The organism is Romboutsia sp. CE17, from assembly GCF_012317385.1.
Taxonomy (GTDB): domain Bacteria; phylum Bacillota; class Clostridia; order Peptostreptococcales; family Peptostreptococcaceae; genus Romboutsia_E.
This window is the reverse complement of sequence record NZ_CP051144.1, coordinates 2,316,034-2,333,349: the sequence shown is the minus strand read 5'-3', so window position 1 is coordinate 2,333,349 and position 17,316 is coordinate 2,316,034. Positions and strand designations below refer to the sequence as shown.

Sequence of the window (17,316 nt, the reverse complement as noted above, 5' to 3'; positions counted from 1 at the left end):
ATCTATCTTACGACAAAATTAATATTTTGGTAATAATTAAAAAAATAAAAAAAAGAGCTGGGGAAGCTCTTTTTTCTGTTTAAGATGATTTCCGTTATCATCTTAAACAATGGATATAAAGTATATCCGTTCAAAAGGGGTATTGGGAATAGAGATTTTAATTAAGGTTATCAGGGGGATAACCATGTATTAATAATAACAATATTCGACAATAAAGTCAATGTTTTTTTGTGAAAAACACAAAATTTATATTAAATTTATGTTAAATATATTTAAAACTATTATTTTTCTAAAAAAGCAAAAAAATAAACCTACTTCAATTTTCCGATCAGAAGTAGGTGTCAAATGAATATAAAAGTATTCATTTAAAAGGGGTATTGGGAATAGAGATTTTACTAAGGTTATCAGGGGGATAACCATGTATTAATAATATCAATATTCGACAATAAAATCAACAGTTTTACAAAAAAAATTAAAAACTTTTCGACAAATATATAAGTCAAGAAATATATTAAAAAACTAGAATTTTAATGGTATAATAAAAAGATATGGAGAAATTCAAAAAATAAGTTTAAAGCTTATTTTTTACACATATTTAGTAATTAATTTAAATAAATGTCAAAACTAAAAATAAACAACAAAATATATTAATGAAAGAAAGTTGGTGTAGTATATGGAAATATATTTAGATAACAGTGCTACAACTAAGCCATATCCTGAAGTTGTAGATAAAATGGTTTATGCCCTTACTACTGATTATGCAAATCCATCTTCATTACATAGAAAAGGTATTGAAGTAGAGAAAAATATAAAATTAATAAGGCAAGATATTGCAAGAACTCTAGGCGCAAAGGATAAGGAGATATACTTCACATCAGGTGGAACGGAATCTAATAACGCTATAATAAGGGGTGTTGCTAATTTATATAAAAAAAGAAAAAACCATATAATATCAACAGAGATAGAGCATCCATCGGTTTTACAAACATTAAATGATTTAGAACAAGATGGATTTGAAGTTACGTATTTAAAAGTTGATAGAGATGGTAAAATAAACATAGAAGAATTAAAAAATGCTATAAAACCGAGTACTATTTTAATCACAATAATGCATGTAAATAATGAAATAGGGAGTATACAACCAATAGAAGATATAGGAAAATATTTAAAGTCATTAAAAGACAAAATATATTTACATGTAGATGCAGTACAATCTTATGCTAAAATCAACTTTAAACCTTCAAGATATAATATAGATTTTATGAGTGTTAGTGGACATAAATTACATGGGCCAAAAGGGATTGGTTTTATGTATATAAAAGAAAATAATAGATTAAAGCCGTTAATTACAGGTGGTGGACAAGAAATAGGTATAAGATCAGGGACAGAAAATGTTCCAGGTATTTATGGTCTAGGAGAAGCTGTAAAAGTCATTAACAAAGACTTAAATAAGACTATTGATAAGATATCAGAGTTAAAAAATCTTTTAAAAGAAGAAATTGTAAATAATATAGAAGATATAAAATTAAATTCTCCTGAAGATGGAGTTTGCCATATACTAAACGTTTCATTTAAGGATGTAAGAGGAGAAGTATTACTTCATTATTTAGAGCAAAAAGGAATTTATGTATCAACAGGCTCTGCATGTTCTTCTAAGAAAAAGGGAAGCCATGTATTAAATGCAATTGGACTTAATCAAAATGAAATAGAAGGTGCTATAAGATTTAGTTTATCGGATTTAAACACAAAAGAAGAAATTCTAGAAGTTGTAAAAATATTAAAAGACTCAGTAAATGATTTAAGAATGATAATAAGAAGAAGATAACTTATAAAAGTAGGTTAGACATAAAATATATAACTAAGAGGTGACGGATTTGTACAATATACTAATAGTTAAGTACGGAGAAATAGGTGTAAAAGGAAAAAACAGATACATATTTGAAAATAAACTGGTTAAAAATGTTAAGAATATGCTTAAGCCACTAGGAAAATTTGACGTGTATAAAGAATATGGAAGAATATACGTTAATCTAGAAGATTATGACTATGAAGAAGTAGCAGAAGAAGTGAGAAAAGTATTTGGTATAGTTGGAGTTTGCCCAGCTATAAGAGCTGAAAAAGACTATGATAAATTAAAAGAGTTAGCGCTTAAAGTATTAGAAGAAAAAATAGAAGCTGGTGCAAAAACATTTAAAGTAGAATCAAAAAGAGGAGATAAAGATTTTAAATTTACTTCTCAAGAAATGAGTATAGATATAGCTGGATATTTAGTATCTAAGGTTCACGATAGAATTGGTGTAGACATAAGAAATCCAGAAACTAAGATAATATGTGAGTATAGACAAAATCATGTAATGGTTTATAGCGATACAGTACCAGGTTATGGAGGGTTACCACTTGGGACAAATGGAAGAGCTATGTCTTTATTATCAGGAGGTATAGATTCTCCAGTAGCATCATGGATGGTAGCAAAAAGAGGTATGGAAATAGAAGCAATACATTTCCACACATATCCATTCACAAGTGAAAAATCGCAAGAGAAGGTTAGAGATTTGGCAAGAATATTATCTAAGTATTGTGGAAGACTTAGACTTCATAAAGTAAATATATTAGAAATACAAAAAGCTATAGGTATGAATTGTAATGATGAAGAGATGACTATAATATCAAGAAGATTCATGATGAGAATAGCTGAGGAAGTTGCACTAAGTAGAAGATGTGATGCTTTAGTTACAGGAGAAAGTATAGGACAAGTTGCATCTCAAACAATACAAGGACTTACTTGTACAAATGCATCTGTTTCTATGCCGGTATTTAGACCTCTTATAGCTATGGATAAAACAGAAATAATAGATATAGCACAAAAAATAGGTACATTTGAAACATCTATATTACCAGAAGAAGATTGTTGTAGTGTATTTGCTCCTAAAAAGCCAGTAACAAAACCAAGATTAGAGAGAATAGAAAAATCAGAATCTAAATTAGATGTAGAAAAATTAATAAAAGATGCTATAGATAATATAGAAGTTGAAGATATAGAATTCTAATATTAAAAAAGTAATAAATAGTGTAGGTAAGTTTGTATTAATATAAGCTTACCTATTTTTATTGTAGAAAATTATATTAGTTAAAGTTTGGTTCATACTTAAAATTATAGCTATAGGTAAAATATATAAATGTAAATATATTTCATGTAACAAATCTTCTAAAATATTCATATAATACTCAATAAATGGAGGGGGTCATATGAATACACGAAAAGATATGAAGTTAGAAGCTAAAAAATCATTAAAAGGGAATTGGGGAGTATCTATAGCATTAGTTTTTGTATTAATAGCAATATGTGGAGCATTAGAATGGGTATTAACTTATTATAGTGATCGTATGTATATAGGCGTATTATCAATAGTTATATCACTAATTACAATACCATTAGTATTAGGTAAGACTATATATTTCTTAAAATTAACAAAAGGGGAAGATAGTAAATTTCAAGATTTATTCTCAGGGTTTAATAATATATTAAAAGTAATCGGAGTAGCAATCTTAAGTGATGTTATAATAATTATAGGATATATTTTATTAATAATACCAGGAATTATATTTACATTTATGTTATCACAAGTGTATTACATTTTGGCTGAAAATCCAGCAATAGGGATAATAGAGTGTTTAAAAGAGAGTAAAAGACTAATGGAAGGCAAAAAAATAGATTATTTTGTTTTAATGTTAAGTTTTATATTGTGGGGAATATTGACTGGGCTAACATTAGGATTGGCAGGATTATATGTAATACCTTATTATGAAGCTACGATAGCGAATTTCTATCTAAGTATTAAATCACAAAAATCTAAAGATATACTAATTGGATATTAAATAAAATAAAAGTCATTCTATTAACAATATTTTGTTAAATGGAATGACTTTTATTTTATAAATTTATATTGTAATTTACAAATGTAATATTTAAGCAGATCTCTTATTAAATATTTCTACTTCATATTTAGACATTATATCTATTGCTCTATCTATATCTTCTTGAGTACCATCCTCTACATCTTTAAGTTCATAGTTTAGGCCCATATTTTCCCATTTATGAACTCCCATAGTATGATATGGTAATATCTCAAATCTTTCTACATTATTTAAAGTACTAACAAATTCAGCTAACATTTCTAAGTTTTCTTTGTCATCAGTATATCCAGGTACTAAAACATGTCTTATCCAAACTGGTATATTTCTATCACTTAAATGCTTAGCAAACTTTAATGTTTTTTCAATTCCAACACCAGTTAATTCTTTAGATTTTTCTTCATTCATATGCTTTATATCAAGAAGAACTAAATCAGTATTTTCTAAAACTGGAGCTATAGTATCTATATTTACAAAACCTGAAGTGTCTAAGCATGTATGGATATTGTTCTTTTTAGCCTTAGCAAATAGTTCTGCTAAGAATTCTGGTTGTAAAGTAGCTTCTCCACCAGATGCTGTTATACCACCACCAGATGCTCTCATATATGAAGAATATTTAAGTGCTTGTGATATTATTTGGTCTGTTGTATATTCAGTTCCGCATTTTGGGTCCCAAGTATCTCTGTTATGACAGTATTTACATCTTAATGGACATCCTTGCATAAATAGTATAAATCTTATTCCTGGTCCGTCTACTGTTCCAAATGTTTCTATTGAATGAACTCTTCCTTTTATCATCTTATCCACCTCATAAGTATATATTTTATCTTAAAAATATTATAATTTAGTAATTATAATTTTAGATTTAAGTGTAATATAATTTGTATCTTTGGTTAAAATATATTGTATACAAAGTTTATTACAATTAAATTATATGACATTTTTTAGACGAAGTCTATAATTTATATTAAATTTATTTATCTTGTATTATATTACTTATATACCCATGAAAAGGCAATTAAAACAAGTTTTATATAAGATATATAATGTCTTAGAATTTGTTTATAGCTTACCTGAACGTAAAAAAAGAGTGCAGGTGGATGAGCCTGCACTCTTTAAGACGTAAGATTTAAATATTAGCTTGGATGAATGTAATATTTAATTTTAAAAATTAGTATAGTTAATTATCTGTTATAAATTAAGCCATTTTTCCGTGGAATGTTCTGTTTATAACGTCTAATTGTTGTTCTCTTGTTAATTTTATGAAGTTAACAGCGTATCCTGAAACTCTTATTGTTAATTGTGGATATTCTTCTGGATGTTCCATAGCATCTTCTAAAGTAGCTCTATCAAATACGTTAACGTTTAAGTGATGAGCTCCATCTCCGAAGTATCCGTCCATCATTGCTGATAAGTTAGTTATTCTTTCGCTCATATCTTTTCCTAAAGCACCTGGTACTATAGAGAAAGTATTAGATATACCATCTTGAGAATGCTCGTATGGTAATTTAGCAACTGATGCTAATGAAGCTAAAGCTCCGTTAGTATCTCTTCCGTGCATTGGGTTAGCTCCTGGAGCAAATGGTTCACCAGCTCTTCTTCCGTCAGGAGTGTTACCAGTTTTCTTACCATAAACAACGTTTGAAGTTATAGTAAGAACAGATTGAGTATGAACAGAATCTCTGTAAGTCTTGTTCTTTCTTATTTTGTTCATCATAGATTCAACTAAGTATACAGCTATTTCATCAGCTCTATCATCGTTGTTTCCGTACTTTGGATAGTCTCCTTCTATTTCGAAGTCAACAGCTATTCCTTGCTCGTTTCTTATAGTTTTAACTTTAGCGTATTTTATAGCTGATAAAGAGTCAGCACAAACTGAAAGTCCAGCTATACCACAAGCCATAGTTCTGAATACATCTCTATCATGTAAAGCCATTTCTAATGCTTCATAAGAATACTTATCATGCATGTAGTGGATTACGTTTAATGTATTTACGTAAAGGTTAGCTAACCAATCAGTGAATGGTTCGAATCTAGCCATTACTTCATCGTAGTCTAAGTATTCAGAAGTTATTGGTTCGAATCTTGGTCCAACTTGAACAAGAGACTTCTCATCAACTCCACCGTTTATTGCGTATAATAATGTCTTAGCTAAGTTAACTCTAGCTCCGAAGAACTGCATTTGCTTACCTATTCTCATTGCAGATACACAACAAGCTATACCGTAGTCATCTCCCCAGTAAGGTCTCATTAAGTCGTCATTTTCATATTGAACTGAACTTGTATCTATAGATACTTTAGAACAGAAATCTTTGAATCCTTGAGGGAACTTAGTTGACCATAATACTGTTAAGTTTGGTTCTGGAGATGGTCCAAGAGTATAAAGAGTATTTAAAACTCTGAATGAGTTTTTAGTTACTAATGGTCTACCATCAACACCCATACCACCGATTGATTCAGTTACCCAAGTTGGGTCTCCAGAGAATAAATCATTGTAGTCAGGAGTTCTTAAGAATTTAACCATTCTTAACTTCATAACGAAGTGGTCCATTAATTCTTGAACTTCTTCTTCAGTTATAGTTCCGTTAGCTAAATCTCTTTCGAAGTATATATCTAAGAAAGTAGAAGTTCTACCTATAGACATAGCAGCTCCGTTTTGATCTTTTATAGCAGCTAAGTAAGCGAAGTATAACCATTGTACAGCTTCTCTTGAGTTAGTTGCTGGCTTAGATATATCAAATCCATAAGATTCAGCCATTCTTTTTAAAGCTTCTAAAGCTCTTATTTGCTCAGATATTTCTTCTCTTAATCTTATAGTGTTCTCGTCCATGCAAGAAACTTCTAAAGAATCTTTTTGAGCTATTTTATCTTCTATTAATCTATCAACACCGTAAAGAGCAACTCTTCTGTAGTCTCCTATTATTCTACCTCTTCCGTAAGCATCTGGAAGTCCTGTTATTATACCAGATCTTCTAGCAGCTCTCATTTCAGAAGTGTAAGCATCGAATACACCTTGGTTATGAGTTTTTCTGTATTTAGTGAATATTTCACTTATTTCTGGATCACACTCGTATCCATAAGCCTTACAAGAAGACTCAACCATTCTTATACCACCGTATGGCATAACAGCTCTCTTAAGTGGAGCATCTGTTTGTAAACCAACGATTGTTTCTAAATCTTTATTTATATATCCTGGAGCGTAAGCATCTATTCCAGAAACAGTTTTAGTATCAACGTCTAAAGTACCGCCATTTTCTCTTTCTTTTTTGAATAATTCCATAACTTCTGCCCAAAGTTTTTTAGTGTTCTCTGTAGCACCAGCTAAGAAAGAGTCATCTCCTTCATATGGAGTGTAGTTATCTTGGATGAACCCTCTAACATCTATTTCTTTAGTCCATCTACCAGTTTTAAAGCCTTCCCATGCATTCATTGTCATAGTGAAATCCTCCTTGTTTAAGTCAGGTATAATTTAGAACCTAAAATAAAAATAAGTTTTATTATATAAATTTATATCTAGCTAGATTTTTTTTTAACAATTAGATAATACCATAAAATCGGTATTTTGTATACAAAATTTATAAGTAATTTTGTATTTATATTTAATATAAACGTATATCATTAATTATCTATTTGTATTGTGTATTTTTATGTTATATATATTCCCCTTAAAAATGAGTTTAAACATGAAGTTTTAATAAAAATATAAGAAAATAAATTATGATATGAAGATTAATATGCATATGTAGGACAAATGTGAATAATTATTAAATATGAGGGGAGGGGATTAAGTGCTAATAACAATAATTTTATTTTTAGTAGGATTTGTATTGATAACTAAAGGAGCAGATATATTTATAAATTGCACAGTTGAAATAGGTAAGAAAACGCATATATCAGAGTTGATTTTAGGTGCTACAATAGTAAGTTTTGCAACAACTCTGCCAGAACTTACGGTATCAATGTGTGCATCTTTAAATGATCAAACAACTATGAGCCTAGGAAATGCAGTAGGATCAATAATATGTAACACGGGATTAATATTAGGTTTAGTTGCATTTATAAGTCCATTTAAAGTTGATAGGAAAATGTTCATATCAAAATCTACAATATTATTAATCTCAATTATAAGCTTAATGGTATGTGGGTTAGATGGATCTATAAATGGATCAGATACAATAGTTCTTTTAATAATATTATCTATATTTATGTATACAAATTACAAGAGTATTACAAATGGAAAATCTATAAAATCTAATAGTAGCCAAGAGGTGAATGAATATACAGGACTTAAATCAAAAGAGTTATTAAATACTATGATTTTATTTTTTCTAGGATTAATAATGATGGTAATAGGATCAAAGGTGCTTGTAGAAAGTGGATCAGATATTGCTAAAATGATAGGTATACCAGAAGGAATTATAAGCCTTACAATAATTGCATTAGGAACATCTTTGCCAGAGTTAGTCTCATCTTTGACTGCTATTAAGAAAAAACATCATGCTATATCGGTAGGAAATATATTAGGTGCAAATATACTAAATATAACTTCTGTAATAGCTTTATCGTCAATACCAAATGATATACCTATTTTATCTCAAAATTCAAGTATTGATTATCTATTTATGATAGCATTAGTTTTAATTCTTATATTACCAACAATAAAAAGCAACAAAATATATAGATTTCAAGGATTGATGCTTTTATTAATTTATGGAACATATATATCTACATTATATTTTATGTATATGGTTTAAAATAATAAAATAATAAATACATATTTAAATTATAAGGTTCCTCAAATTGTACATAATAAATACTAAGTGGTAAAATATTAATTGCATATTAATCAAAATAAAGATATAATGGATAGGTTAAGATTAATTGATTACGGAAAGGAAATAATATATGAATATAACTAAATTTGAAGATTTACCAATTAGCGAGAACATAAAAAGGGCAATAGCGGACATGGGGTTTGAGGAACCATCACCAATACAAGCACAATCAATACCTGTAATATTATCTGGGAAAGATGTTATAGGACAAGCGCAAACTGGGACGGGAAAAACAGCTGCGTTCAGTATACCTATATTAGAAACAATAGACCCAGAAAATAAAAGTTTACAAGCAGTAGTACTTTGTCCTACTAGAGAACTTGCTATTCAGGTTTCTAAAGAAATAAAAAAATTATCTAAATATATGCACGGAATAAAATCATTACCAGTTTATGGTGGACAACCAATAGATAGACAAATAAAATCACTAAAAGGCGGAGTACAAATAATAATAGGAACTCCAGGACGTGTAATTGACCACATAAATAGAAAAACATTAAAAATGGACAATGTAAAAATGCTTATATTAGATGAAGCAGATGAAATGTTAGACATGGGATTCAGAGAAGATATAGAAATGATATTAAATAAAACTCCAGAAGATAGACAAACTACATTCTTCTCAGCAACTATGCCAAAAGGGATATTAGATTTAACTAAAAAGTATCAAAATAACCCAGAACACATAAAGATAGTAAGAAAAGAGATAACTGTACCAAATATATCACAATACTATATAGAAACAAGAAATGCTAATAAGTTAGAAGTATTATGTAGATTAATAGATGTATACAACCCTAAGTTGTCAGTAGTATTTACTAATACAAAAAGAGGTGCTGATGAGCTAGTAAGTGAATTACAAGCTAGAGGTTACTTTGCAGATGCTTTACACGGAGATTTAAAGCAAACTCAAAGAGATATAGTAATGGATAAGTTTAGACAAGGTACTATAGATATATTAGTTGCTACAGATGTTGCAGCAAGAGGTATAGATGTAGATGATGTTGAAGCAGTATTTAACTATGACTTACCACAAGATGAAGAATACTATGTTCACAGAATAGGTAGAACTGGTCGTGCAGGTAGAACAGGAGTATCTTTCAGTTTCGTATTTGGAAAAGAAATGAGAAAAATGAGAGATATAGAAAGATATACTAAGGCTAAATTAGTGAAACATAGTATACCATCAGTAGCTGACGTTGAAGAAAAGAAAGTCAGTGCTTTCTTCAAGGAAGTTAAAGGAATAATGGATGAAGGTAATTTAACTAAGCAATTACAATGGTTAGAAGGATTCTGTAATGAATCTGATGTTGAAGTTATAGATGTAGCTGCAGCATTAGTGAAGTTAGCATTAGGTCATGAGGAAAAGGAAGAAATAATAGAAGAACCATCAAGAAATAGAGATAAAAGAGATCGCAACAGAAAAGGATCAGATACTGGTGCTAAAGATGGAATGGTTAGATTATTTATAAACGTTGGTAGAAACCAAAGAGTTCAAGCAAAAGATATATTAGGTGCTATAGCTGGTGAAGCTGGAATATCTGGTAAGTTAATAGGAACTATAGATATATATGACAAATATACTTTCGTTGAAGTACCTAAGCAAAATGTTAAGAAAGTATTAGAAAGTGTTAAAGATACAAAAATAAAAGGAAATAAAGTTAATATAGAAAAAGCAAATAAGAAAAAGAAATAAATAATATTGTTTTAATTAGTTTTATTTAGAATGGAGCGTAAATGTTAATTTTCATATCATACGGCTGAAATATGCTGTAGATATAATGAAAATTATATTTACGCTCCTTTATTTTATCTATATACTTAGATATAAATATTAAAGTAGGAGGATAGCAGATGAAGGTTATTAGTCAAGGTTGTACTTTAGATTGTTTTGATGCTTGTAGACTAAAGGTTCATGTAGAAGATGGTAAAGTTGTTAAAATTGAAGGAGATAAGGAGCATCCTTTTACAAAAGGATTTATTTGTAGCAAAGGGAGAGCTCATTTAGATAGATTATATCATCCAGAGAGGATTTATAAGCCATTATTAAAGGTAAATGGAAAATGGGAAGAAATTACTTTTGAAGAAGCCATAGATATAATGGCTAAGAAGCTTATCTATTATAGGGATAAATATTCTTCAAAATCAGTTTTATACTATGAACAATATGGAAATGGATCATTATTAAAATCCATAGGAGAAATATTTTTTAACTTTTATGGAGGAGTAAGTACTCAAAAAGGGGGACCTTGTTGGAGTGCAGGTATCAAAGCACAAAAATACGATTTTGGAGATGTTAGAGGGCATTCTTTAGAAGATATGAAGAATAGCAAGAATATATTTATATGGGGTAGGAATCCAGCTTACACAACTATACATACAATGCAAATGATACAACAAGCTAAGAAAAAAGGAACTCGTATAATAGTAATAGATCCTATAAAAACTGCTACAGCAAATATAGCAGATTACTATGTTCAGATTAATCCAGGAACAGACGGGGCTCTTGCAATGGCAATGGCTAAAATTATTATAGAAAATAATATGCAAGATGTAGATTATATAAATTCTAATGTAATAGGTTTTAAAGAATATAAATATTACTTAGATACTTTAGATTTAGACTATTTATCAAATGAATGTGGTATTGAAATAAGCATAATTAAAGAGTTATCTAAACTTTATTGCGAAAAATATAGTTCGATTTGGTTAGGTTATGGAATGCAAAAATATACTAATGGTGGAAATACAATTAGAGCAATAGATGCATTAGGAGCTATAACTGGACAAATTGGATATTCAGGTGGTGGTGTTAATTACGCTAATAAAGTTTATCCAGATTTATTAAATACAGATCCATATAACAGTAAAACTTATTCACAAGGACGTGAGTTTAATGTGCATAAGTTGGGCGAATTTATTGACAATTCACACAAAAATACAGTAGATAATGTGAATAACGTTTCTATTAAGATGGCAGTTATAGTAAAAAGTAATTTACTAAACCAGCTACCAAACTTAAATAAATTAGAAAAATCTTTTGAAAGTATTGATTTTAAGGTATGCTTTGACATGTTTATGACTGATACAGCTAGTAAATGTGATTTATTTATACCAAGTTCGACGACTTTAGAAAGTGATGATTTACTTTTTAGTTCTATGCTTAATCCTTATATAACCTATAATGAAAGAGCTGTAGAGCCAAGAAACATACTTATGGATGAGTATTATTTCTTTAGAGAATTAGCTAAAGTTATGAAATTAAATAATTATCCACAGGTATCAAAAGAAGAGTACTTAAATAAAGTCATAGAACCATTAAAATTAGTGGATAAAACAATTTCATTAGAGAGAATAAAAAATGATTATATTACAATACATAAAAGTATTCCCTGGGAAGATAAAAAATTTAAAACCAAATCTGGAAAATTTGAGCTATATTCAGAGGAGCTAAAAGATTTAGGGTTAACGCCTATACCAAAATATAAATCACCAAAGAGCATAAAAGGTAATAAACTTAGGTTAATAACAACACATCATAAGGATTCTCTATTTAGTCAACATTATATGGATAAAAAAGGAATATCTACTGCATATATAAATAACAGAATGGCAATAATTAGAAATATAGCGGATGATGAGATTGTATGCCTTCAATCTGAAAATGGAAAAATTAATGTACAAATAAAGATAGATGATAGTGTAAAAGATAATGTCATTCAGATGTATGTTGGATGGTGGAAAAAGCATGGCAATCCTAACTTTGTTGCAAGTAGTGGTGTATCAGATATTGGTGGTCAAATAACTTATAACGAAACCTTTGTAGACATAATAAAACAAAACTAGTTAAAATTCATTGAAGGATAAAAAAATACCCTAATAGAATAGATTACAGGTTAGTAGTTTTAATTAATGTAATTTAAAGTAGGGGGAAAAACAATGGTAAGATACTCATTGAATAACAAAAACTTACTAGTTAAGTTTGAAATGACAGAATTAGATCATCATGTATCAAGACCTATTAGGGAAGAACTTGATGATATATTAATGACAAAGCCAGTAAAAAATATAATTTTTGATTTTGAGAATATTAATTTTATGGATTCTTCAGGAATTGGTGTAATAATAGGCAGATATAAAAAAATCTCCAGTGAAAAAGGAAAAGTGTCAGTAATAAATATAAATTCAAGGGTAAAAAAAGTCTTTGACTTATCTGGGATGAACAAAATAATAAATGTATATAGTACATATGAAGAAGCATTAAGTTCTTTGTAAGGGGGAAAAATTAATGAGTAATATTATGGAAGTGAAGTTTTCTGCCAAATCTGAAAATGAAAGTTTAGCAAGGGTTATAGCAGCATCCTTTGCAGCAAAATTAGATCCTACATTAGACGAGATAGCAGATATAAAAACAGCAGTATCGGAAGCAGTGACTAATGCTATTATCCATGGTTACGATGAAGATGAATCAAAGTTTGTATATTTAAAATGTAAGTTAGAAGGCAATAATATAGAAATAATAGTAGAAGATGAAGGAAATGGAATAGAAGATGTAGACTTGGCTATGCAACCGTTATATACGTCAAAGCCAGAGCTTGAGAGATCAGGAATGGGATTTTCTGTTATGGAAAGCTTTATGGATGATGTAAAGGTAAGTTCTATTAAAAACAAAGGGACAAAAGTAATTATGCAAAAAAATATAAACTTACCTAAATAAAATCCAAAGAGAATAGAGGTTTTATTATGGGGATAACTGCAAATAAAGAAGATAAAAAGAAATTACTCAGCCACGAAGAGACACTTGAATTAATAGAAAAAGTTCAAAAGGAAAATGACGAAGAAGCCAAGGAAATTTTGATAAAAAATAACTTAGGTTTAGTTAGAAGTGTTATAAGTAAATTTTCTAATATAGGGTATGAAAGAGATGATTTATTCCAATTAGGATCTATTGGATTAATTAAATCTATATATAAGTTTGATTCTAAGTTTAATGTTAAGTTTTCGACTTATGCTGTTCCAATGATATTGGGAGAGATAAAAAGATATCTTAGGGATGATGGTATGGTTAAGGTTTCTAGGTCGTTAAAACAAACAGCTATAAAAGCTAAGTCACAAACAGAAATATTAACGAAAAAGTTAGGAAGAGAGCCAACTATAGATGAAATAGCACATGAATTAGATATAGAAAAAGAAGATTTAGTAATGGCAATGGAGGCAAATTTCTCTGTAGAATATCTTCATGGCGTAATTCATGAAGAAGAAGGTTCGCCAATTTGTTTAATTGATAAAATAAGTTTAAAAGGTGAAAGTGAAGAAGAGAAAGTAATTGATAATCTTTTATTAAAACAAATATTAAATAAACTAGAAAAGAGAGAAAGACAAATAATTGTACTTAGATACTTTGAAGATAAAACTCAAAGCGAGATTGGAGATATACTTAATATATCTCAGGTACAAGTTTCTAGAATAGAAAAGAAAGTATTATCTAAATTAAAATCTTATATTAGTTAATATAAAAGATTATAAATAAAATTTAAATATATTATAAAAAATAAACTTTTAATAGTTATGTACGTTAATTGTAATACTAATTAAGTAACTACATAAATTAAAGGTTTATTTTTTTTTTTATAACAAATAATAGAAATAGAGGGAGGTAAGCAATTGTGGAAGATATTTACTTAATACCTAAAAAAATAAAGCCTTTCAACGTAAATATTAAAAAGATATACCTAAATGATATTTATGCTGTTTACCCTAAAGAAATAGAAGTTGCATTAGATGATATATGTCTTAGAACATATGAAAATAATGATTTAATATATGATGTAATTCATATAGGGGAAGTAATAGAACAAATAAATAATAAACTACCTAAATCTAGTATTAACTTTCTTAAACCTGATGATGTCATTATTTTTTTTGATAAAAATAAAAAAGATAGAACAAAATATATAAGAGTAGTCTTAGTATGTATAGTGATTTTAATGGGATCAGTTATGGGTATAATGAATTTTCATGCTGATGTAAACATGGGAGCATCTCAATACAAGATGGTTCAGATACTTACTAAGAATGCAAAAGTATATTTACCTTACTTCCAGATTCCATACTCCATAGGTATAGGTATAGGAGTAGCTATATTTTTCAATAAATTTATACCAAACTATTCAAAATATGAGCCTAGTCCAATGGAATTAAAAATGAGTTCTTTAAACAAGGAGATAGAAAATCAATTAAGAGGAAAAGGACAGTAATGTGAGACTATTTTTAATAATTTATGGCATATCATCAGGAGTAATTGTTGGAGCTGGAGTAGTATCAGTATTAATTTTAATAGGAATAGTGCCTAGAATGTCTCATGTGACAAATACAAAAGAGTTTGTAGATCTGTATGAAGATTTACTTGTAATAGGTACGTTTTTAGGAAGTATACTTTCACTTCATAATTTCGGAATCAGTGGAGGAAGTGTTTTGACAATAGTAGCTGGTTTAGCTTATGGAGTGTTTTTAGGTTTTTTAAGTTCTGGTCTTACAGAGGTTTTATATTACATACCTGTTGTATCAAGGAGGTTAAAAATACCTAATATTTATCTAAAGTATATAGTAATATCCCTAATAATAGGAAAAGTAGTAGGTTCTCTATTAGGATGGGTGATAATTTAAGGAGGCATTAACATGGGAAAAAAAGATGATTATAGCAAGTATGTGGATCAAGTAAGTCCTAAGCCTACCTATGTAAAAAATTATATATTAGCATTTATAATAGGTGGTCTAATTTGTATGATAGGACAAGGAATAAATGATTTTTATATGAAGATTATGAGCTTAGACAAATTAGCTGCATCAACTGCAACCTCAATAACATTAATATTTATAGGATCTTTATTAACAGGTCTTGGTGTTTATGACCTTATAGGAAAAAGAGCAGGAGCAGGTTCTATTATTCCTATTACAGGATTTGCAAATTCTATAGTATCACCTGCAATGGAGTTTAAAAGAGAAGGATATGTTTTAGGTGTAGGTGCAAATATGTTTAAGGTGGCAGGGCCTGTATTAGTTTATGGAATAGGTTCATCAATATTATTTGGACTTATATATTATTTAGTTAAATTTTTCATGTAAGGATGTGTAGCAATGAATAATAAAAAAGTTGGAAAAAGAACTGTAAAATTACAACATATGCCCACAATTATCAGTGCAGCCTCAATAGTTGGACCAAAGGAAGGTAAAGGTCCACTAAGAGACTATTTTGATAAAGTGTTAGATGATGATTTACATGGCGAAAAAACATGGGAATTAGCTGAATGTAAAATGATGAAAGATACAATTGATTTAGCTGTAAAAAAATCTGATAAAGGAATGAAAGAAATTGATTACCTTATTGGTGGAGATTTAATAAATCAGATATGGCCATTTTCCTTTGCAGCTAGAGATTTAGATATTCCTTTTATAGGAGTATATGGAGCATGTTCTACAATGTCACAAAGTATGTGTTTAGGATCAATGCTAATAGATGGTGGATATGCTCAAAATGTATTAGCTGGAACTTGTAGTCATTACTGTACAGCAGAAAGACAATTTAGATTTCCGCTGGAATTAGGAAATCAAAAACCTATGACAGCTCAATGGACAGTAACAGGAGCTGGATGTGTACTAATATCAAAATATGGAAATGGACCTAAAGTAAAATATGTAACTATAGGTAAAATAGTAGATAAGGGAATTAAAGATGGAAATAATATGGGAGCTGCAATGGCACCAGCAGCAGTAGATACAATATTGGCATATTTTAATGATACTAATGATGATCCAAATAGCTTTGATTTAATAGCAACAGGAGATTTAGGTGTTGTTGGAAAAACAATAATCTTAGACTTGTTAAAAGAAAAAAATCTAGATATATCTAAAGTATATACAGACTGCGGCTTAGAAATATTTGATTTAAAAGCACAAGATGTTCACTGTGGTGGTAGTGGATGCGGATGTGCAGCCTCAGTATTTTCAGGATATATATATGATAAGTTAAAGAAAAAGGAATTTAATAAAGTCATGCTAGTAGCAACTGGGGCAATGTTATCACCTAATAGTACACTACAGAAACAAACAATACCTTGTATAGCTAATGCAGTTGTAATAGTAAATGAATAGGAGGTGGATATTTTGTTAGTAGATTACTTAAAAGTATTTTTAGTTGGTGGGCTAATATGTTTAATTGCTCAAATAATGATGGACTATTTTAAAATGCAAACTCCATATGTTATGGTTACTTATGTAACAACTGGTGTTATATTAACATTCTTAGGAATTTATGAAAAAATAGTTGATTTTGGAGGATCAGGAGCAACAGTACCAATTATGGGATTTGGATATACTCTAGCAAAAGGTGTTATGAAGGGAATTAAAGAAGATGGATTTTTAGGAATTTTTACTGGTGGAACAGTAGCTGGTGCAGGTGGTATAGCTGCAGCAATACTCTTTGGATATATTATGTCTGTAATATTCAACCCAAAAGCAAAGCCTTGATTTTTAATATTTTGTAATTAAATAATAGATATATTAAAAAAGC

General features: G+C 29.0%; 16 protein-coding genes. 14 read left to right on the top strand and 2 right to left on the bottom strand.

Features of this window, described 5'->3' with window-relative positions; genetic code table 11:
* Positions 1-673 precede the first annotated feature (673 nt).
* The 3 genes from HF520_RS11185 to HF520_RS11175 all read left to right on the top strand — a co-directional run bounded on the left by HF520_RS11185 (position 674) and on the right by HF520_RS11175 (position 3,876).
* Positions 674-1,825, top strand: coding sequence for a cysteine desulfurase family protein (locus HF520_RS11185; protein WP_168574108.1), 1,152 nt, complete (start codon positions 674-676; stop codon positions 1,823-1,825).
* A 49-nt stretch (positions 1,826-1,874) separates the two neighbouring features.
* Complete coding sequence (gene thiI, locus HF520_RS11180; protein WP_168574107.1) at positions 1,875-3,047, top strand: tRNA uracil 4-sulfurtransferase ThiI; 1,173 nt, start codon at positions 1,875-1,877, stop codon at positions 3,045-3,047.
* Positions 3,048-3,246: 199 nt separating this feature from the next.
* Positions 3,247-3,876 (top strand): DUF975 family protein, encoded by a 630-nt coding sequence (locus HF520_RS11175; RefSeq protein WP_168574106.1) that lies wholly within the window; start codon positions 3,247-3,249, stop codon positions 3,874-3,876.
* Positions 3,877-3,966: 90 nt separating this feature from the next.
* On the opposite strand, the gene pflA is transcribed toward HF520_RS11175, so the two are convergent.
* Positions 3,967-4,710 carry a pyruvate formate-lyase-activating protein gene (pflA, locus tag HF520_RS11170; RefSeq protein WP_168574105.1) on the bottom strand — a complete coding sequence of 248 codons (744 nt, stop codon included), beginning with the start codon at positions 4,708-4,710 and terminating at the stop codon, positions 3,967-3,969.
* A gap of 400 nt (positions 4,711-5,110) precedes the next feature.
* Positions 5,111-7,342, bottom strand: coding sequence for a formate C-acetyltransferase (gene pflB / locus HF520_RS11165; RefSeq protein ID WP_168574825.1), 2,232 nt, complete (start codon positions 7,340-7,342; stop codon positions 5,111-5,113).
* A gap of 358 nt (positions 7,343-7,700) precedes the next feature.
* Between pflB and HF520_RS11160 the strand changes: the two genes are divergently transcribed.
* From HF520_RS11160 to spoVAE, 11 genes are all read left to right on the top strand, one after another.
* Positions 7,701-8,666, top strand: coding sequence for a calcium/sodium antiporter (locus tag HF520_RS11160; protein WP_168574104.1), 966 nt, complete (start codon positions 7,701-7,703; stop codon positions 8,664-8,666).
* A gap of 151 nt (positions 8,667-8,817) precedes the next feature.
* Complete coding sequence (locus HF520_RS11155; protein WP_168574103.1) at positions 8,818-10,443, top strand: DEAD/DEAH box helicase; 1,626 nt, start codon at positions 8,818-8,820, stop codon at positions 10,441-10,443.
* A gap of 158 nt (positions 10,444-10,601) precedes the next feature.
* Positions 10,602-12,593, top strand: coding sequence for a molybdopterin-dependent oxidoreductase (locus HF520_RS11150; RefSeq protein ID WP_168574102.1), 1,992 nt, complete (start codon positions 10,602-10,604; stop codon positions 12,591-12,593).
* A gap of 93 nt (positions 12,594-12,686) precedes the next feature.
* On the top strand, positions 12,687-13,022 hold the full coding sequence (gene spoIIAA, locus HF520_RS11145; protein WP_168574101.1) for an anti-sigma F factor antagonist: 336 nt from the start codon (positions 12,687-12,689) through the stop codon (positions 13,020-13,022).
* 13 nt (positions 13,023-13,035) lie between these two features.
* Positions 13,036-13,464 (top strand): anti-sigma F factor, encoded by a 429-nt coding sequence (gene spoIIAB, locus HF520_RS11140; protein ID WP_168574100.1) that lies wholly within the window; start codon positions 13,036-13,038, stop codon positions 13,462-13,464.
* A gap of 26 nt (positions 13,465-13,490) precedes the next feature.
* Positions 13,491-14,258, top strand: coding sequence for a SigF/SigG family RNA polymerase sporulation sigma factor (locus tag HF520_RS11135; RefSeq protein WP_168574099.1), 768 nt, complete (start codon positions 13,491-13,493; stop codon positions 14,256-14,258).
* A gap of 155 nt (positions 14,259-14,413) precedes the next feature.
* On the top strand, positions 14,414-15,004 hold the full coding sequence (locus tag HF520_RS11130) for a hypothetical protein (protein WP_168574098.1): 591 nt from the start codon (positions 14,414-14,416) through the stop codon (positions 15,002-15,004).
* Position 15,005: 1 nt separating this feature from the next.
* Entirely contained in the window at positions 15,006-15,413 is a 408-nt protein-coding gene (locus HF520_RS11125) for a stage V sporulation protein AB (RefSeq protein WP_168574097.1), read from the top strand.
* Between the two features lie 12 nt (positions 15,414-15,425).
* Positions 15,426-15,872 (top strand): stage V sporulation protein AC, encoded by a 447-nt coding sequence (gene spoVAC, locus HF520_RS11120; protein ID WP_168574096.1) that lies wholly within the window; start codon positions 15,426-15,428, stop codon positions 15,870-15,872.
* 12 nt (positions 15,873-15,884) lie between these two features.
* Positions 15,885-16,898 (top strand): stage V sporulation protein AD, encoded by a 1,014-nt coding sequence (gene spoVAD, locus HF520_RS11115; protein WP_168574095.1) that lies wholly within the window; start codon positions 15,885-15,887, stop codon positions 16,896-16,898.
* 12 nt (positions 16,899-16,910) lie between these two features.
* Positions 16,911-17,273, top strand: a complete 363-nt coding sequence (gene spoVAE / locus HF520_RS11110; RefSeq protein WP_168574094.1) for a stage V sporulation protein AE — start codon at positions 16,911-16,913, stop codon at positions 17,271-17,273.
* Positions 17,274-17,316: the final 43 nt, after the last annotated feature.